Here is an 18,207-nt window from a genome sequence, read left to right on the forward strand (position 1 = left end):
ACACCGGGGCCGCCCTGGCCGGACTTGACCGTCCAGCCGTGCTGCTGGACGGCCGCGTCGGCGCTGGTGGTGTAGTTGAAGTCGTCGAACAGCGCGGGGGCGTTCGGGTCGACCGGCGGGGTGGAGGTCGAGCCGGTCGGCGAGGGGGACGGGGAGGAGGTGGAGCCGGTCGGGGACGGCGACGGCGACGGGTTGTTGCCGGCCGGGGCGGTGCCCCAGATCAGTGTGCCGTTCTCCTGCGCGGTGATCTTGGAAGAGTTGGCGTAGGAGGTCTGGGTGCCGCTGAAGGAGTAGTCGTCGGACTGGGTGAGGGTCTGCCAGTCGGCGCGGTAGAAGCGCAGCTGTATGTCGCCGGTGGACTGGCCGGGGGTCAGCGAGCCGGCGCCGGCGGTGAAGCCGATCTCCAGGTAACGGTCGGCGGTGGCCGTGGGGTTGGCCAGGGTGCCGAAGGTGCCGGTGATGTTGCCGCAGCCCTTGACCGCCCAGGAGCAGGCGAAGCGGTAGGTCGCCGACGGGTTGTCGGACTTGAAGTAGTACCGCAGGGTGACGGTGCTCAGTGGCACGGTGGTGGTGCCGGTGTTGGTGACCTGCAGCCAGGGCTCGGACTGGTCGGCGGTGGCGCCGGTGGCACTGGTGCGGTACTGGACGCTGAGCGCGTCGGTCGCGGCGGACGCCGGCGCGACCGTCAGGACCGCGGCGGCGAGACCGGCTGCCGCGGCGAGCGCGACGGCGGATCCGAGCCGGGAGTTGGAGCGAGATCGTGCGGACACGTGAATCCCTTTCCGTGGGGGTGGCGTCGTCGGCCGGAGCCGACGGGCCGGGGACCGGTGGTGCGGGGTGGTGCAAGGTGTCGTCGGCTGACGCCGTCGGCACCTGGTCTCAGGGCCGGTGCGCGTGGTGGACGCCGAGGGCGGCCAGCCGTGGGCGGTGGCGGGTGAGGGCGGGCAGGAAGTCGCGGGTGTAGTCGCTGGCCGGGTTCCACGCGCGGTCGGCGATGGCGCACAGGCGCGGGTAGACGAGGTAGTCGAAGTGCTCGGCGGTGGTGACGAACTCGGTCCACAGCTGGGCCTGGGTACCGAGCACCTTGGACTGCTCGGCCTTGCCCCAGTGGTCGGGGGCGGGCTCGTTGGCGTGGGCGGTGGGCAGGTCGACGACGAACTTGGCCTGGCCGAGCGGCTCGTCGGAGGCGTCGGACTGCGGGTAGTCGAGATAGGTGGAGAGGTGCGGCGCCATCACGATGTCGTGGCCGTACCGGGCGGCGTCCAGGCCGTGGTCGGCGTCGCGCCAGGGCATCACGGTGAACTCCACCGGCAGCGCGCCGCCACCCTGGTACTCGGCCCAGCAGACCGGGCGGCGGCCGTTGGCCATCAGGTGGGCGCCGACCTGGCCGAGGAACCAGCCGTGCAGGTGGGCCGGGGTGGCCAGGCCCAGTTCGGCGGCGCGGGCGATGGCGGCGGGACTGGTCTCCCACTCGGTGGTGGGGCATTCGTCGCCGCCGAGGTGGATGTAGCGGGACGGGAAGACATCCATGACCTCGTCGAGGACGGTGCGGCAGAAGTCCAGTGCCTCGTCGTGGACGGCGAGGATGTTCTCGCAGACGCCCCACTCGGTCCACACGTCGAGCTGCCGCTCGGGCCGGTTGCCGAGGTGCGGGTAGGCGGCGAGCGCGGCTCGGACGTGGCCGGGCATCTCGATCTCCGGCATCACCCGCACGCCCCGCTCAGTCGCGTAGGCCACCAGGTGTCGCAGTTCGGCCTTGGTGTAGGCGCCACTGTGCGGGCGGTCGTCGAAACGGTCGGAGCCGGCCTGGCCGAGCATCGAGCGGGCCCGGACCGAGCCGATCTCGGTGAGCAGGGGGTAGGCGTCGACCGGCATCCGCCAGCCCTGGTCGTCGGTGAGGTGCAGATGCAGGACGTTGAGCTTGTGCAGGGCGAGCCGGTCGACGGTGCGCAGCAGGAGGTCGAGCGGCTGGAAGTGGCGGGCGACGTCGACCATGACGCCGCGCCAGGGGTGTCGGGGGCGGTCGGCGATCTCCACGCCTGGCAGCACCCATTCGACGCCCTCGACGCGGTGGTCCAGCAGGGCCTCGGGCGGCAGGAGTTGGCGCAGGCTCTGCACCGCGTGCCGCAGTCCGGCCGGCCGGGCGGCGGTGAGCAGGACCCGTTCGGGGGTGACGCTCAGCCGGTAGCCCTCGGCGCCTTCGACTGCGGGGTCGAGGGCGAGGACCACGGTGCCGTCGGGCGAGCCGGACAGCGGGAGCCCGGTGGCGGGGGTGAGCAGCGTACGCAGCAGGTCGGCGACGGGCGCGGCCTCACCGGGGGCGTGGACGGCCGTGCGCTCGGTGAGCACGAAGCGTCCGGCAGTGGGGGTGACCTCGACCGGGGTCGGCAGAATCATGGTGTTCTTTCCAGAGAGGGGCGGATTCAGCCCTTGACGGCGCCGGCGGTCATGCCGGTGGTGACCTTGTTCTGCAGGAACAGGAAGACGATCAGGACGGGGAGCATGAACAGGCTCGCGGCGGCCATGGTGGCGCCCCAGTCGGTGCCGAAGACGTTGGCGAAGGAGGAGAGCCAGACCGGGAGGGTCCGGGCGTCCTGGTTCTTGATGATCAGGGTGTTGGCGAAGGCGAACTCGTTCCAGGCGGTGATGAAGCCGAAGAGCGAGGTGGAGAGCAGGCCCGGGGCGAGCAGCGGGAAGGTGATCCGGCGGAAGGCCTGCGGCCGGGTGCAGCCGTCGACCAGGGCGGCTTCCTCCAGCTCGGCGGGGACGGCGGCGAGGAATCCGCGCAGGGTGACGATGGTGAAGGGCAGGGTGGTCATGAAGTAGACCAGGGTGAGCATGCTGAGGCTGTCGAGCATGTCGGTGTCGCGGGCGATCACGTACATCGGGATCAGCAGTGCCTCCCACGGGGCCATCTGGGCGATGAACACCAGCAGGATGAAGGCCCGCCGGCCGTGCCAGCGCATGCGGCCGACGGCGAAGGCGGCGAGCAGGGCGACGGCCAGGGCGAGGAGGACTGCGCCGAGGGTGACGTACAGGCTGTTGCGCCAGTAGGTGCCGAATCCGGGGGCGGAGACCGCGGTGGCGAAGTGGTCGAGGGTGGGGTGCAGCGGGAGGAAGGTCGGGGTGTCGGACTGGATCTCGGTGGTCGGCTTGAAGGCGGTGATCACCATCCAGTAGACCGGGAAGGCCGAGGTGACGAGGACGGCGAGCGCGGCGAGGTTCAGCGGGGCGCGGCGCAGCCTGCGCAGGGCGGTGGCGGTCACGGGGTCTCTTCGCCTTCCTGGCGGTACATCCGGCGCAGGGTGGTGACCAGCGCGGCGATCAGGATCAGCACGGTCAGCATGGAGGCGGCCGAGCCGAGGTCGTACTTGTGCAGGGACTGCGCGATCTGGAAGGCGTAGACGGGCAGGGTGGTGGTGGCGCCGTTCGGGCCGCCCTGGCTGACCACCCAGATCTGTGCGAAGCACTTGAAGGTCCAGATCACCTCCAGCGAGGTGACCAGGGCGAACAACGGGCGAAGCATCGGGAAGGTGACCAGGCGGAAGGTCTGCCAGGGACCGGCGCCGTCGAGGCGGGCGGACTCGTAGAGTTCGCCGGGGATGGTGGTCAGGCCGCCGTAGAGGGTGAGGGCGGCGAACGGGACGGACTGCCAGACGATCAGTGTCACCAGGATGACGAACGTGGAACCGTCGTGGGCGAACCAGGCGTAGTCGTGGAACTGGTGCAGCCCCAACTGGTCAAGTGTCCAGTTGACCACTCCGAAACGGGACTGGAAGAGCCACTGGAAGATGGTGGTGGCGGCGATCACGGGGGTGGCCCAGGTGAGGACCAGGGCGCTCATCACGGCGAGGCGCATGCGCCGGCCGAGCCTGACCAGCATCAGGGCGATCAGGGTGCCGAGGCCGGTGATCAGCGCGGTGTTCACGGCGGTCCAGGCCAGGGTGCGGCGGACCACGGTCCAGAACTCCGGGTCGCCGAGCAGCGCGGTGTAGTTGTCGAGGCCGACGAACGGGGCGCCGCCGTGGATGAGTTCGGCCATCCGGAAGTGCTGGATGGAGATCAGCAGGTTCCGCAGCAGCGGGTAGACCAGGAGATACGCCGCGCCCACCACGGTCGGGGCGACCAGCAGATACGGCCAGACCCTGGTACGGGCAGGGGGAGGAGCGGTGGACACGGCGGTGACTCTCCTGTCAGGGCGTGCTGTTGATGCCGTTGATCGTGACCCCGATGGCGGTCGTGCCGGCCGTGGCCGGGGCGGCACCGGTTGTCTCGTGGGCCATGTGTCCTGTCAGGACGTGCTGTTGAGGGCCTTGGTGATGGCGTCGGAGGTGGTCTTGCCGGCCGTGGCCGGGTCGGTGCCGGTGAGCACCTGGGTCATGTACTGCTTGATCGGGTTGTTCGCCTCGACGGCGGCCCAGTTCGGCGAGTTGGGGGTGGCGTGGCCGTTGACCGCGCCGGCCGCCATCGCCACGGCGCCGTCGTTGCCGGCCAGCGCGCTCGCGAGCGAGGTCCGGTTGGGGACGTAGCTCATCTCCTTGGCCATCTCGGTCTGCCACTTGTCGCCGGTCAGCGCCTTGACCACCTCGTAGGCTGCGGCCTGGTGCTTGGAGGATTCGGGGATCACCAGGTCGGAGCCGCCGGTGAAGACCGCGCCGGGCTTGTCGGCACTCTTGCCGGGGATCGGGAAGAAGCCGAGCTTGTCCTTGAGCGCAGGGTTGGCCTTGATGATCGCGTTGGCCCCGCCGGGGGTGGAGATCAGCTGCGCGGTGTGGCCCTGGGCGAACACCTCGGCCTGCGGCGGCTTGGCCTCGTCCGCGTCCTTCGGGCCCTTGCCGAGCGCCTGCAGCTGCTTGTAGAAGCCGATGCCCGCCTGGGCCTGGGGGGTGTCCAGCGCACCCTTCCACTTGCCGTCGGAGCCCTTGACCGCGAGGTCGCCGCCCTCGTCCCAGACGAACCCGGCGAGCGCGTACCAGGTCTGGCCGGCCAGGTAGATGCCGTCGTTGCCGCCCGAGTTGAGCTTCTGGGTGTCGGCGATCCACTCGTCGCGGGTCTTCGGCGGAGCGGTGATGCCGGCCTGCGCGAACAGGTCCTTGTTGTAGATCACCACGCGGTTGGCGGCGTACCACGGGATGCCGTACTGCTTGCCGTCGATCTTCCCGGGCTCGGCGAGGCCGGGGATCCAGTCCTTGCCGTTGAGTTCGGCGGTCTTGTCGCTGAGGTCGTGCACGCCGCCGCTGGCCGCGTACTGTGCGACCTGGGTGTTGCCGACCTCGATGACGTCCGGGGCGTCCTTGCTGGCCAGCGCGCTGGTCACCTTCTGGCCGATGCCGTCCCACTCCTGGATCTGGATGTCCAGCGTGGTGCCCGGGTGGCCGGCCTCGTAGTCGGCCTTGAAACGCTGCAGGTAGCCGTCGGTGAGGCTGTCCTTCATGATCCACACTGTCAGCTTGGCGGGCTTGTCGGCCGCCTGGCCGGACGAGCCCGACGAGGTGGAGGAACAGCCGGCCAGCGCCGCGCCGGTCAGGGCGAGGGCCAGTGCAGCGGCGATGGGGAGCAGGCGCGGACGCGCGGGGGTTCTCACGGTAGTGCCACCTTGCTGGGGGGAGGACTGGTTAGCTTGCCAGTTGGGCATCTGGTAAGCCGTGAGGAGAAGGTGGCATAGCCGGGGGAGAGTGGTCAAGACCTCTGTCGGCCCCGTCTCCTTCTCGTGACCAGCGCATATATGGCGGACTGAGGGTACTCGACGGCCCACTGCGGGGCGTGGTCCAACTGGTAAGCTCTAGGAGCTGGTCTGGTCAGGTTGAGTGGAAGGGCGCAGTGATGGTCGAGGGGACGCCCCAGGCGGGAGCGAAGCGGGCGAGGGTCCGCGAGTGCCTTCGGGAACTGGTGGAGGCAGGCGTGCCCGGCGACGCCATCCCGTCCGAGCGGACGCTCTGCGAGAGGCTCGGCGTCTCCCGCCCCACCCTGCGGGCCGCCGTCGATGAACTCGTGGCAGCCAGACTCCTGGTCCGCGAGCACGGCCGCGGCATGTTCGTCGCCCCCGCCAAGATCACCCAGGAACTCGCACCGGCCGGTCCCGGGCCGGGCTTCAACCTTCCGAAGGCCTCCAGCACCTGGGCCGGCCGCGTCCTGGAGTTCACCACGCTCCCGGCCGGCGCCGGCATCGGCCGCAAACTGCACCTCACCCCGGCCGCCGACATCCTCTACATCGCCCGGCTGCGCCTGGTCGACGGCGAGCCCATGGCCATCGAGCACTTGCACGTCCCCGCCGAGCTCGTTCCGGGTCTGGCCCCCGCGGACATGGAGAGCGGCGACTTCTACCAACTGCTCGGCACCGCGCACGGCGTCGAGGTGCATGAGGCGGTCCAGGCCATCGAGCCGACCGTGGTGAGCGAGCGGGAGGCGAAGCTGCTCGGCGTGCCGGTGCTCTCGCCCGCCCTGCGCTTCGAGCGGCTGACCACCGATCGCACCGGCCGACCCGTTGAGTACGTGCACTCCGTCTATCGCGGCGACCGTTACCGGATCCTCTCCCGGATGTCCCTCGCCGAGCCCGACCCACCCTTCGACCCCGCGGACACCCCTCGGCACCGCTCCGGTATCCCGTCGGGTGGCCTGACCGCCCGCGGTACCGGCCGGACCTCCACCCGGGAGGACGTCCAACGACTCCTGTGAGCCTTCTTCCGACCATCACGACCCCTCCGGCATGATGATCAACATCTTTTCAGGGGTGGCCGAAGGCATCGGCGGCCTTCCATCGCCCGCGCCTGGATGTGCGGCCGGCCGAGAGACGCCACCGGGGGCCGACCAACGCCTGACCGCCTCGCCCCGCGAACAGCTGCGTCTTCCCTCCGACACCTAGACGAGTGTGTCCGATGTGATCAGTGATCGAATGCGATCAGGGAGCGGGTGACTGGCGCGCCGATCTTGTTGTTGTGCCAGAAAGCGGCGGCAGCGCGAGCACACGCTGGGCGACCCGGACCGCAACGCCCTCGAAGGTCCGTCCGCCGTGTTGTTCCAGGTCGAGCTGCCCTTTGAGGGCCCCGGCCACCGGCCCGACCACGACCGGCTGGCTTCACTGCTCGCGGATCCAGCAGCTGGCCTGCCGCTGCTGGTGAGCGGGCATGAGTGCCGCGAGAGCGACGCTTCCAGGTGCCGCCTGCAGCTGGTGGCGGCCGACGGCCGGCCCGGGGAGGTGGAGCTCCTGTTCCGGCACACCGACGAGGCGGTGATCAACGCGTGGGAGACCCGCTGGCCGGACGAGTTCGCCCTGATCCGGCAGGGCGGAAGCCAGAGCGAGCCGCAGCGGAGCGGACGGCCGGCTCTGCGCGGGACTACAGCACGGTGAGGGTGATCACCCACAGTTGAGGCACGAGCGGGTCAGGCAGGATCACTTAGTGGGCGATCAGGTCGGGCAGGACGATCTGCCGGATGCTGTCGTCGCTGTCGCTCGCCGGCCAGGACCACGGATCGGCCATGGACTGCTCCAGCCCGTCCTGGAGCTGCTTGCACTGTTCGTCGGTCAGGGCGGTACGCACCAGGGCGGCGGCCTCGGCGGCCAGCCGCGCCCGAAAAGGGAGGGCGCTCACCGGGTGAAGGTCGTGGAAGTCGACACCGTCGTCCGCGGGGCGGCCCGTGGCCGTCCCGACTGATCAGCGGTGAAGGTAGTCGGTGACCAGCGCGGCGAACTCCTCCGAGGTAAGGATCTGGGCTCTGAGCTCTTCGGCCTTGGTGCGCTTGGAGCCGGCCTTCTCCCCGGCGACGAGGAGGGCGGTGCGCTTGGAGACGCTGCTGGAGGAAGGCCGGTGTCCCCGATGGTCGTACTGAACGTCAGAGGGCCGAAGGGCGTGTCGATGGCCGGCCGGTCGGCGGCCCGCAGGCAGGTCCGGGGGACGGTGGGGAGCAGCACCGCCCCAGCGTACTGGGACCCTCCATCAGGGCGCCGATCCCGATCCAGGAGGCTCCGTCAGGGGAAGCCACCGCGCCGGGCCCACTGGCCTTGTCGGGTCGGACACACGCCTGCCGCGCAGCGGAGCAGCGACGACTGCCCGGGGAGGTCCGGGCCCGTGCGGGTTGGCCTGTCAGGATCTGTCGGAGGGAGCCTGGTGCGGTTCGGTGGCCGGCGGGTGTGGTGGGCGCCCGGCACGTACGAAGTCGAGGTAGTCGTCCTGGGCGATGCCGGCGTTCACCCACCGGCCAGGGGCGGCGCCGGTGCTGGCCTCGGCGATCGCCATGGCGGCCGACTCGTCCTGGGCCGTGGCGATCTCCTGGCCGAAGTCCTCCTCCTCGCTGTCGGAGTCGAGTGCCGGGAACTCGACGAGGTCGTGGAAGTGCTCCCCGCCAACGTCTTCGGCGGTGTGGAGCACGATGAGGTAGCCCGAAGCCGACGGCCTGACCTCGACCCAGCGAATACCGGGCCTGTCCGGGCGGCCCGCCGCGCCGAGGAACTGCTCGATGGTGCGGCCCCGCCGCAGGGCGCCGAGGGCGAAGGAGCCGGTCAGGTAGCGCACGTGGCCAGCGTAGAGGGACGGTACGGGCAGGCGGCGTCGGGGGCTCAGCCCGCACTAGACTGGCAGCGGTTGTGACGGGGGTTCGGGTGAAGAGTGTCGATGGTTGGTTGCCGCCGCTGCGGGCCGGGAGGTGGCCGGCCGGACGTGCGTTGCTCGGTTGGCTGGCCGACGACCGGGCTCCGCGGTGGTGCCGGGTGTCCGGTGGTTCGGGCAGCGGGAAGTCGCATCTGGTCAGCTGGCTTGCGACGGCGTGCAGCGCGCCGGACGGCCCGGGCGGCGGGCGCCGGGTCGCGGCCCTGTCCGCCGCCGGTCTGACGGGGGAGAGCGCCAGCTGGCTGCTCGCCCGCCGCCTGGGCCTGGCTTCGACCACTCCCACGGATCTGGTGGCGGATCTGCGCTCGGACGACAGGCCCTGCCTGCTGCTGCTCTGGGACCTGAACCTCGCCTGCGAGCCCGACCGGATCACCGACCTTCTGGCCCGGCTGCTCGCCCTGTCCCACGTTCGGATCGTGGCGGAGCTCGCGGACCCCACCACGGGGCCGGCCGCCCTGGCCGACGTCCCCGCGCCGGCATTGCTCGATCTCGACCAGCCGCAGTGGACGGACCTTGCCGCCTTCACCCGCTGGTACCGCACCCTCGCCCCGCACTCCGCCCTTGACGCGGACACCGTGTTCCCCAACCCCTACCTCGCACGGCTCGCCGCACGCACCCCCGCCCAGGCGGACGCGGGCGGGGGAGTGGCGGCCACCTGGTGGGCAGCACTGCCGGAGGACCTGCGGCCCGCACTGCGCGCCCTCGCCGCAGCGCCCCGCCCGCTCACCCGCACGCAGTGGTCCGCGCTGGCCGCGCCCGCCGATGTCGACCGGGCGGCCCGCCTGCTGCCGGCCCACAGCGCCACCGAGGACACCTGGTGGCTGCCCAAAAGTCCGCTGCGCGAGGCCGTCACCGCCGCCGGCGCCCCGCAGTTCGACCACGCCGCCGCGATGCGGGCCCTGGCCGCCGCCGTGCCCCGCACACCCGCGGGCACCCCTGATCTCCCGGCCGCCGACCCGGAACTCCTCGGACTGCTCCTGCACCACGCCGTGCAGGCCGACAGCGCCGCCACCCTGCTGACGGACCCGCACTTCCTCGTCCACGCCGACCCGGCGGCTGTCACCGCCGCCTTCGCCGCCCACCCCGACAGCCGACATGCCGCCGCCTGGCGCGCCGCCGGACCCGCGTTGATCGACACCCCGGACGCCACAGTGCGCGCAGCCGTGCTGCGGACACGCCTGCTCAGCCACGACCCGGACGCGGCCGCCGCAGCCGACGGGCCCGGGACGTGGCGCGCGCAGTGGGCGTCCTGGCTTGCGCCCACGGCCCCTTCGCTCGTTGCCGCGGCCCTCACCCGGGGCGCGCACGCCGGGTACCTGCTGCTCGCGGACGCGAGCGGGCTTCGGGCCGCGCACCTGGAGACCGGCGAGTTCACCGACGTCCCGGCGAACCCGGTCCCTCCCGGAACACGGTCGATTGCCGCGCTGGCGGACGGCTCGGTCGTTGCCCTGGACGCGCAGGGCCAGCCGCTGCTGCTGGCAGGGAGCGTCCCGCCCGCTCTTCCGCACCCCTCCGCCGTCACCGGCAGCACCCTGACCGTGCTCGGCTCCGACGGCGTGGCGGGTGACGGCGCCGGCCGGGTGCACTGGCCCTCCGATCCGACCGCGCAGCAGCTGCACACCGGCGCCGTCACGGCCCTCGACGCCTTGCCGCTCTCCGCGACCGGTCGGCCGTTGGTGGTCAGCGGCGGCGTGGACGGTTGCGTGCGGCTGTGGGGGCCGGGCTCCGTGCCGCTCGCGGACCCGGTCGACCGGCGCGGGTGCCAGGTGGTCGCCGCGGGCGTCGGTGAGTCGCCCGAGGGTGTGCTGGTGGTGACCGGCTGGGCGGACGGCCTGGTGCGGGCCCACCGGCTCGACCGGCCGGGTGATGTCGTCGACGTCCGGCTGGGCTCGCCGGTCCGGTCCGTCCACGTCGACGACTCGGGGCGGATCGTCGTGGCGCTGGCGGACGGCGTGGTGTCCCTGTGGATCGACCCGCATGCGTCGGACACCCGGGACCGTTCCTCCGTGCCGGGCTTCTACTTCGCGCCCGAGCCGCCGCCCGTCGAGCCGCCGCTCACGACCGTCGCAGCCGGGCCCCGGCTGCCCGACGCGGTCCGGGCGGAGGCACGGCGCAGGCCCGGCCGGTGGCTGTGCCACTTCGACCCCGCCGCAGGCCCGGACGGCGCCCGCTCGCCCCAGGCGATCGTCGGCTGGTGGCAGATCGACCACCAGGGCGTGCCCGCTCGGTTCATTGCGAACCCCGCACATGACCCGCAGGGCGACGAGTCCGACCTCGCATCACCAGACCCGGCCGAGGCGGCCCTCCAGCAGCTCATGGCCGGGAACGGCAGCCCGAGGAGTCTGCTGACCGCTCTTCTGGACTCGGACCTGCACGTGTGCACCGGTGCCGGCCCCGGCCAGTTGTTCACCTCGCCCGGTGCCAACGGCAGGGACGCGGTGGACGCCTGCACCGGCCCGGCACTGGTGCCCCGGCACTGGGCGGGAACGACGGTGATGACCGGCCGGGCGCTGGCGGCCGCGGCCGCCGGACACGACCTGCGGCTCACGGCGGGCACCGCGTCGGTGACTTTTCCCGTCGACGACCTGGCAGGAGCGATGACCACGCCAGGTCACTGACGATGCGTAACGGGAGACTGCGCACTGCAGCCCGTGTCCCGAAGCAGTTCGGCCGTGGACCGACCACTGCCGCCAGACCGGTCCGATCCTCTGGGCCCCGTGTCGACCATGGCGGCATTCGATCACAGCGCGCCCGAACCGCCGTACCGCTCTCAGGTGGTGACCGTCGGAGCGGGCGCGGCCGCGTCGGCGGGCGGGGCCTGGCAGGGCAGGGTGCGCACCCCGAGGGACGGGCGACAGTCGGAGATGCGCGCTCCCCCCAGTACCAGAAGCCGGAACGGCTGACCGCGCGCCCGTCGGCAGTTCCCGCCCGCGGTCAGTAGCCCCCGCGCACGACCGGCCTCGGGGGCGGAGGCGGCCGGTCGCCGGCGAGTTCCCTCAGCTCGACGAGACCGCTCGCGCGGGCCCGCGAGCCCGGTACCACCCGGCCCGAGAGCCCGCCGACGGGGTGCTCGGCCAGTTCGGCCAGCGCCTGCGAGGGGGGGAGGTCCCGGGCCTTGTAGTCCCGCAGCCGCAGCGTCCAGTCCACGCCCGCGTTGGAGGCGTCGGGCCTGGCAGCCGGCCGCGCCTGCCAACCGGCTGCGTCGTCCGCATCACAGGCCCACAGGTAGCCGAGAACCAGCCCGTCGTCGTTGGCCACCGTCACGTACTCGACGGCCTTCTCCGTTCGGTAGGTGTAGTTGACGGGCCCGCCCGGTACGACGCTCATCTGCATGTCCTCGTTGAGCCGCGGGCTGGCCCAGCGGTACTCGGCCCTGCGGCGTTCCTCGTCACTCAGCTCGTCACCCATCACAGCACCTCACCGTAGACATGCCACTTGCCGGCCTCGTCCTCGACGACCCGTGTCGCCCGCCACTGCAGATTGCGGCCCAGTAGGATCTCACGCTCACCTGCTCCCCAAGCACCGACCTTCTCCACCCACAGTGCCGGCGTCCCCTCCGGCACCCGAAGGTGCAGGATCGCGTCCTTGGCGTCAGCGAACGCCTCCGCCGGAGCGCCGAGCGAAGCGGACGAGAACGACTTCTCGTCGAACACCCTTCCGGGCATGTCTGCGACGTCCATCTTGATGTGGCCGAGGTCGGTCGCGCGGGCCACCATGACGTCCTCCTGCAACGGATGCGCGGCGAGCGCCCTGTCGATCGCATCGACGTGCTGCGCCACCTCGGGGGAGAGCGGGCCGCCCTCGCGCAGTGCGTCGTTGATCTCCTTGTAGTTCGGGCCCTCCTTCGCGTTCTCGAAGGTGTAGTCCTTGACCGCCGCCTTCTCCTCCGCGGACAGCGCGTCGGCCGTGCCGTTCCACTGCTCGGAGCCGTACTGGTAGGCCTCGCGGTTGTTGCCGAACGTACGCGCCCCGTCCGAGATCTCACCCTCGGCCACCTGCATCCGCTGCTCGGGCGGCAGGCCGCCCCAGTTCTCCGCCACCGTAGGCCCGTCGGGGCCGGGGGAATGGCCGGCTCCCTCGTCCGGTGCGTGCTGCGCCGGCGTGTGGTCACCGGCCGGATCGTTCCCGGCTCCGCCGCCGGTGTCGGCGCCGCCCTCGTGCACGGGCGGTGCGTCGTGGCCCACCGGGGCCGGCTGTTCCCCGACTCCGTGACCGGCGCCGGCCTCCTCGGGAGCGTGGCCGTGTCCGGAGGGCGTCTCCGGGCCGGGGCCGTGTGCCTGCGCCGGAACAGCGGGTGCTTCACCGTGCGGGACGGAGGGGACGCCGACCTTCCCATGGTCAAGGGGGTGGAAGTTCGAAGGGCCGGTGGGGGCAGTCGGCGGGTGGACCGGCTCCGCGACGGCCTTGGGCCCGGAGGGCTTGATGGTCCAGCCGTCGGGCAGGCCGGCCGGGTTCGACGGTGTGGGCGTGGGGTGCGGGTGTTCGGCGAGGCCGGTCGCGGCCTTCTGCCCGGCGCTCTCCCCGGTCTCGACCGCGGCGCGCTTGGCGGCGTTCTCCGCCGCCTCCACGGCGGCGCGCCGCGCTGCGCTCTCGGCCGCGTCGATGCCCAGGCGCTCCGCGACCACGGCGGCCTCGCTGCCGCCGCCGGTCGCCACGCCGGAGATCAGGTTGAAGAACGCCTTGCCGCCGGCCTCGGAGGGATCCGAGCCCCAGCCGGAGCCGACCAGCGCCGTGACCAGCTCGGTGGGGTGGTTGGCGGTGTGCGCCAGGCCACCGGCCACCGAGTTCAGGTGGTCCAGGTACAGCGCGGGGTGCGTGATGTTGTACACGTCGAAGGGGTTCACCCCGCGTGCGAACTTCAGCATGTCCGCGGCGCCCTTCACCACCCCGCCCTCGAAGTGCAGCGCCCCCACCGCGAGAACCGCCGGGGCGTCCTGCAGGGCCATACCGATGCGGTCCATCACCCCCGGCTCCTTCGGAGCGTTGGCGGTCGCGGCCCGCAGCGCCTGCGCCGCGGCGCCGGCGGCGCTCACCCGCTGCCGGCGGGCGGCCGTCAGCAGCTCCGCGGCCTGCCTGCGCAGCGCAGCGCCCGGATCGTGGAACTGCGCCGGCCGGGCCGGCGCCGTGGCGCTCGCGTCCCCGGCACTCTGGTAGGCCTTCAGAGCGCGGTTGTAGTCGTCCGCCTGGCGGTTGTAGGAGTCCTGGGCCTCCCGGGTCGCCTGCTCGGACTTCCGGTACAGGTCGATCGCCTGCTTGGCCTGCCCCTGCGCCCAGGTGACGGTGCCGGCCAACGGCGCGAGGCCCTTGGCCGCCGCCTCGCAGGCGTCCGCCATCACCCGCCACGCGGTCGGCTGGCCGGAGAACTTGCTGCGGAACGCGTCGGCGGCCTTGCCCTTCCAGTGGTCGGAGTCCATGCGGGCCAGGCCGGTGGCGACCGCCTCGAACGCGGCGGCGAACTTCATCAGGTGCTGGACCCGCTCGGCGATCGCCTTCGCGTCCCCGTGCAGGAGATCCTTCGGGTCCTCGCTCTCGCCGAGGTTCAGCTCGCCCACACCCGCGCCCAGGTCGTCGGCGACCTCGTCACCCCACTTGTCGACGCTGTGCGCGGCGTCGTGCAGGCCGACGAAGTCCAGCGCGTCGCCCGCGGCGTGGGCGTGCATGTCGACGACGCTGCCGGCGAGGCTCTTGGCACTGTCCAGCAGACCCATCAGTGGCCGCCCGCCTTCGCCTCGGTGTAGGCGGTGAACTGCTGGTTGAGGGCGTCCGCGCGCGCCTTCGCCTTCGCGGCCAGTTCCTTGTTCCGTTCCTCGTCACCGAGCTGGTTGAGCATCGGGCTCGACGTGAGAACGTCGGCCTCCACGCCCTTCCACGTCGCCTCGGAGTGGACCGCCGCCTCCTGGAACGACTTCGCGGAGTAGTCGGCGTCCCGGACCTGGGTGTACTGGTTGTCCGCGAACGTCTGGCCCCAGGAGCGGCCCTCGACCTGCTCCTGCGTCAGGTCCGGGTTGCCCATCGCAGCGCTGACCACGTCCTTGAGCGCGCCGGAGACGTAGTTCTCCTGGTCCTGGTAGATGCCCGCGGACAGATCCAGCTTCTGCGCGATCTCGTTGCCCTGCTGGACCAGGGCCCGCACCATCCACTGCCAGCGCTCGCAGAACTCGTCGAGGGCGTCCTTGCAGTCCGGGGTGCTGATCTCCATCCCGCTCAGCTCCAGGCCGGTGAAGCCCCGCCCCGACCCCGCCCCCTCCGCGAACCCGACCGCCTTCAGCTCGCCGATCGCGTCGTTGATGCCCTTCGCCGTCAGCTTCAGAGCCTGCGGATCGACCTGGTACTCACCCATCAGTGCTTCCCCTCCCCGTCGAGCGCCACCGCGTCGGCAACGATCCCCCGCACCGGCGGGAACAGCATCGGCTCAGCGCCCGCCACGTCCAGTGCCACACCGCACGGCCGGCCGACCGCACCAACGGCCACGTCCAGCAGCCGCGACCCCCGCACCGTCAGATACTCCAGCTCCGGGCCGCCGTGGCCCCGCGCCCGCGCGAAGGCGGCCATCGCCGCCTCGCTGCTGAAGGCGAAGAGCCAGCGGATCCCGCCCTCGTCCCCGCTCCACACCCGCCCGTCCGCATCCCGCGGCACGAACACCACGCTCGACCGGAACGCGCCCACCATCACACCCGGATCCCCGGCGCCGGCCCGCACCATCCGAACCGCATGCACCAAACCCGCATTCGACATCCGACCCCCCCGATAGCCGTCGAAGGGAAAACCGTACTCCACCCCCAGCACAAGGCCTGCCCGCAACGCGCCCTGCCAGCCGCTCCCATGCGGCGAGGCATGGCACCGGACCACCTGCACAGTCCCGCAACGGACCTGGCCAGTCTGTCCGCGTCCCCCGCCGCCGCACCTCCCGCCTGCGGCGCTGGGCCGGTCGGCTGTTACTGCCAGATTCGGCGCCCCGCCGGAGAAGCAAAGAGGTCCCCGGCCGCCGGCCGGGGACCTCTGCCACGGGGTCGATCACCCCTGGGACGCCAGGAGTTCGAGAAGGCGCTCGCGCTGGCGCGGGCCCAGGCCCTGGACGCGGCGACTGTCGGAGATCCCGACCTCGGCCATGAGCTTGTCGGCGCGGACCTTGCCGATGCCCGGCAGGGCCTCCAGCAGACGGCGCACCGAGGTCTTCCCGACGACGGTGTCCTCGCGCTTCAGGACATCGGGCAGCGAGACGGCGCCGCTCTTGAGCGAGCCCAGGATCTCGCCGCGCTCGCGGCGCACGGCCATCGCTTTGTCCAGCGCGGCTGCGCGGACCTCGGCGGACAGTTGGGGCAGAGCCACGAGCATCCCTTCGTCGTTACGTTCGAGGCGATCATCATCACCCCATCGCACGAGCTGCCACCAGGGGTTTACGCAATTTCTCCACTGCCACCCGGCCCCGGTCGGACCACCGCGCGACGTGGGCTGCGTTGCGGGTGATGCCGTAGCCGGCGCCACCCGCCGCCAACAGCGCCTGGACCCCGCCGACCGCCGACGTCCACCACCGTGCTGGCCTCCACGATGACGCCGGCCTCCTCCTTGGTCTCGCGCACAGCCGCCTCCACGAGGTTCTTGCCGTCCTCCCGCCGACCACCCGGCAGACTCCAGGTGTCCCGGTTGCGCACCAGCAGTACCCGCTCCCCGCCCGCGGTACCCACCAGCGTGTACGCGACATCGACCCGTCCCGCAGCCATCACCCGCCTCCTCCCCTCACTAACGACGGTCCCGCAACCGGCCACCGACCCCGCCCGGCTGACGCACGCCCCTCACCCGGCAGCAGCCTCCCTTCCGTCGCGGTCCAGGCACCGCCGGACCTTGGTGATCAGCTGCGGACGCACCCGGTCCGCCCAGCGATCCCGACGGCCCCAGCTCCTCAGCCCGCGGCGCCGAGCCCGCCGGCTGCCACCGTGTACAGGCCGCGCCCGGAGCGCTGCGCCTGCCCGGCCTTGGCGAGACGCTCCAGCCGGGTGCGGATCGCGTTGATGTTCGCGTCGACGGCGTCCAGGCCCAGCAGGCCGACCACCTCGCGGGCGCGCAGCGGGTTCGAGGCCTGCGCGAGCACCGCCAGGACGCCCTCCGCGTCGGCCAGGCGCCGCCGACCGGGCGCCGAGGCCGTCTTGGAGGGGGTCGAGGCCGCGGTGACCGTCACCTTCCTGGCTGCGGTCGCCGCCTTCGAGGGTGAGGCCTTCCGGGGCTTGGGCAGCGCCTTCTTCGTCGCCTTGGGCTCGGTGTCCTTCGGCGCGACCGTCTTCGGTGCTCCCTTCGCGGCGGCCTTGCGGGCGGTGGTCTTCTTCGTGGCGCTCGCTGCTGGCGGTGCGCTGCCCGCGGGCGTGGGGCTTGTCGCTGTCGCTGCCTTTCCGGCGGTGGCCTTCCTCGCGGCCGCGCGGGTGGCCGTCTTCCTGCCGGTGGTCTTCCGGGCGAGCTTCTCCGCAGGGGCAGGAGATGCCTCCGCGGAGCCGGCCACCGCGGTGTCCTGCCCGTCCGATGCGGCTGTCACCTCAGGACCGGCCGCTTCGACCACCGCACCCTCGGCCTCGCCGGCCTCCGCGGCCCCAACCGGGGCCGTGGCCGTGGTGGTGACGCGCGGCGGCTCGGCACGGCCGTCGAGAGGGGTGCCGGACAGCGCCCGCAGCCCCTCCAGCACGCTGGTGATGGCACCCTCCCGGGCGACGGCGGCCGCCAGTTCCTCCTCCAACCGGCTGCGCCGCTCCCGCGCAGCGGGCAGCTGCGCCTCCAGGAGGGCGATCGTCGATCCCACACCGCTCTCCGTGCCGAACGTCTCTTTGCCTGCCACAAGCGCTCCTGTTGGATCGTCAATCGGGGTTCCTGGCAGCAAATCTACGGTCGGAACCCCTGGATCCCGCGGGGAACGGCACAATCCGTTCCGTTTCCGGCGGATGCGGCAACGTCGGTGGTAGGCATGCGTGTCAGGGGCGGGCGCTAGGGTGCGTCGTCGTGGACGCTAATGATCTTGACTGCCAGACCAGGACGCAGTCCGGCTGCATCCCGCCGGGCCTGGCCTCCCGGCTTCTCGAACGTGGCCACGCCGAGGTGGTGGAACGGTGGGCAGGCCAAGGGGAGTGGTTCTGCGCGCGGGAGTGGGCGCGGCTGCTCGGCGAGCAGGGCCGGCAGGACGAGGCGCTTGAAGTGCTCGACCCCTACCGCGCCACCGGCTGGTGGACGGCCGTCAAGGCCACCGCCGAACTCCTGGAGGGCTGGGGACGCTTCGAGGAGGCGATCGAGATCACCCGGATCCGCATGGCCGCCGGGCACCCGCTGGCCCTGGAGTTCTACACACGCCTGCTCGCCCGGCACGACCGCAGCGACGAGGCTTTCACCCTGCTGCGCCCGCACGTCGACGACTTCTCCCTCTCGAAGGCCCTGGTCGACGTCTCGAAGGACGCCGGCCGCGACGAGGAGGCCGCCACGCTGCTCGCCGCCCGGATCCGGACCGACCATCAGTGCTCCGACTTCCCGTGGTGCTGCCGCGGACTCGACCCCGGCACGGCGATCGGCCTCCTTGCCACGATCCGCGAGCGCCAGGGCCGCGTCGACGACGCCATCGCCCTGCTCCGCA

At 72.1% G+C, this 18,207-nt stretch carries 18 protein-coding genes and 1 pseudogene; 4 read left to right on the forward strand and 15 right to left on the reverse strand.

Annotation, left to right across the window (positions count from 1 at the left end):
• The 5 genes from IE329_RS38510 to IE329_RS38530 all read right to left on the reverse strand — a co-directional run.
• Positions 1-770: cellulose binding domain-containing protein (locus IE329_RS38510; RefSeq protein ID WP_308438442.1), on the reverse strand; the 770-nt coding region annotated here is incomplete at its 3' end.
• 109 nt (positions 771-879) lie between these two features.
• Positions 880-2,397, reverse strand: coding sequence for a beta-N-acetylhexosaminidase (locus IE329_RS38515; RefSeq protein ID WP_190215734.1), 1,518 nt, complete (start codon positions 2,395-2,397; stop codon positions 880-882).
• 26 nt (positions 2,398-2,423) lie between these two features.
• Positions 2,424-3,266, reverse strand: coding sequence for a carbohydrate ABC transporter permease (locus IE329_RS38520; protein WP_190215735.1), 843 nt, complete (start codon positions 3,264-3,266; stop codon positions 2,424-2,426).
• On the reverse strand, positions 3,263-4,177 hold the full coding sequence (locus IE329_RS38525) for a carbohydrate ABC transporter permease (RefSeq protein WP_229928124.1): 915 nt from the start codon (positions 4,175-4,177) through the stop codon (positions 3,263-3,265). The genes IE329_RS38520 and IE329_RS38525 overlap by 4 nt, the downstream gene beginning before the upstream one ends.
• A gap of 114 nt (positions 4,178-4,291) precedes the next feature.
• On the reverse strand, positions 4,292-5,584 hold the full coding sequence (locus IE329_RS38530) for an extracellular solute-binding protein (protein ID WP_229928125.1): 1,293 nt from the start codon (positions 5,582-5,584) through the stop codon (positions 4,292-4,294).
• Between the two features lie 239 nt (positions 5,585-5,823).
• Here IE329_RS38530 and IE329_RS38535 point away from each other — a divergent pair, with 239 nt between their 5' ends.
• A complete protein-coding gene (locus IE329_RS38535) occupies positions 5,824-6,675 on the forward strand; it encodes a GntR family transcriptional regulator (protein ID WP_190215737.1) in 852 nt (283 codons plus the stop codon).
• Positions 6,676-6,881: 206 nt separating this feature from the next.
• On the opposite strand, the pseudogene IE329_RS41305 reads toward IE329_RS38535, so the two are convergent.
• Positions 6,882-7,045: pseudogene (locus tag IE329_RS41305) on the reverse strand (IS982 family transposase); the annotation flags it as partial.
• On the opposite strand from IE329_RS41305, the gene IE329_RS38540 reads away from it, so the two are divergent.
• Complete coding sequence (locus tag IE329_RS38540) at positions 7,010-7,348, forward strand: hypothetical protein (protein WP_190215738.1); 339 nt, start codon at positions 7,010-7,012, stop codon at positions 7,346-7,348. The pseudogene IE329_RS41305 and the gene IE329_RS38540 overlap by 36 nt on opposite strands.
• Before the next feature lie 46 nt (positions 7,349-7,394).
• On the opposite strand, the gene IE329_RS38545 is transcribed toward IE329_RS38540, so the two are convergent.
• Positions 7,395-7,589: a hypothetical protein gene (locus tag IE329_RS38545; protein ID WP_190215739.1), complete on the reverse strand. Its 195-nt coding sequence runs from the start codon at positions 7,587-7,589 to the stop codon at positions 7,395-7,397.
• 492 nt (positions 7,590-8,081) lie between these two features.
• A complete protein-coding gene (locus IE329_RS38550; protein WP_229928126.1) occupies positions 8,082-8,510 on the reverse strand; it encodes a hypothetical protein in 429 nt (142 codons plus the stop codon).
• A gap of 194 nt (positions 8,511-8,704) precedes the next feature.
• Between IE329_RS38550 and IE329_RS38555 the strand changes: the two genes are divergently transcribed.
• Entirely contained in the window at positions 8,705-11,221 is a 2,517-nt protein-coding gene (locus tag IE329_RS38555) for a hypothetical protein (RefSeq protein ID WP_190215740.1), read from the forward strand.
• Between the two features lie 316 nt (positions 11,222-11,537).
• On the opposite strand, the gene IE329_RS38560 is transcribed toward IE329_RS38555, so the two are convergent.
• From IE329_RS38560 to IE329_RS38590, 7 genes are all read right to left on the reverse strand, one after another.
• On the reverse strand, positions 11,538-12,011 hold the full coding sequence (locus IE329_RS38560) for a hypothetical protein (protein WP_190215741.1): 474 nt from the start codon (positions 12,009-12,011) through the stop codon (positions 11,538-11,540).
• Positions 12,011-14,311 (reverse strand): putative T7SS-secreted protein, encoded by a 2,301-nt coding sequence (locus IE329_RS38565; RefSeq protein WP_190215742.1) that lies wholly within the window; start codon positions 14,309-14,311, stop codon positions 12,011-12,013. Before IE329_RS38565 ends, IE329_RS38560 begins: the two co-directional genes overlap by 1 nt.
• Complete coding sequence (locus IE329_RS38570; RefSeq protein ID WP_190215743.1) at positions 14,311-14,943, reverse strand: hypothetical protein; 633 nt, start codon at positions 14,941-14,943, stop codon at positions 14,311-14,313. Before IE329_RS38570 ends, IE329_RS38565 begins: the two co-directional genes overlap by 1 nt.
• Positions 14,943-15,380, reverse strand: coding sequence for an SseB family protein (locus IE329_RS38575; protein WP_229928127.1), 438 nt, complete (start codon positions 15,378-15,380; stop codon positions 14,943-14,945). The genes IE329_RS38570 and IE329_RS38575 overlap by 1 nt, the downstream gene beginning before the upstream one ends.
• A gap of 237 nt (positions 15,381-15,617) precedes the next feature.
• Positions 15,618-15,932 (reverse strand): integration host factor, actinobacterial type, encoded by a 315-nt coding sequence (gene mihF, locus IE329_RS38580; RefSeq protein ID WP_190215749.1) that lies wholly within the window; start codon positions 15,930-15,932, stop codon positions 15,618-15,620.
• 68 nt (positions 15,933-16,000) lie between these two features.
• On the reverse strand, positions 16,001-16,324 hold the full coding sequence (locus tag IE329_RS38585) for an NUDIX domain-containing protein (protein WP_190215744.1): 324 nt from the start codon (positions 16,322-16,324) through the stop codon (positions 16,001-16,003).
• A gap of 179 nt (positions 16,325-16,503) precedes the next feature.
• On the reverse strand, positions 16,504-17,424 hold the full coding sequence (locus tag IE329_RS38590) for a hypothetical protein (protein WP_190215745.1): 921 nt from the start codon (positions 17,422-17,424) through the stop codon (positions 16,504-16,506).
• A 161-nt stretch (positions 17,425-17,585) separates the two neighbouring features.
• Between IE329_RS38590 and IE329_RS38595 the strand changes: the two genes are divergently transcribed.
• Positions 17,586-18,207: tetratricopeptide repeat protein (locus IE329_RS38595; protein WP_461782312.1), on the forward strand; the 622-nt coding region annotated here is incomplete at its 3' end.

It is taken from the genome of Kitasatospora indigofera, from assembly GCF_014655955.1.
Taxonomy (GTDB): domain Bacteria; phylum Actinomycetota; class Actinomycetes; order Streptomycetales; family Streptomycetaceae; genus Kitasatospora; species Kitasatospora indigofera.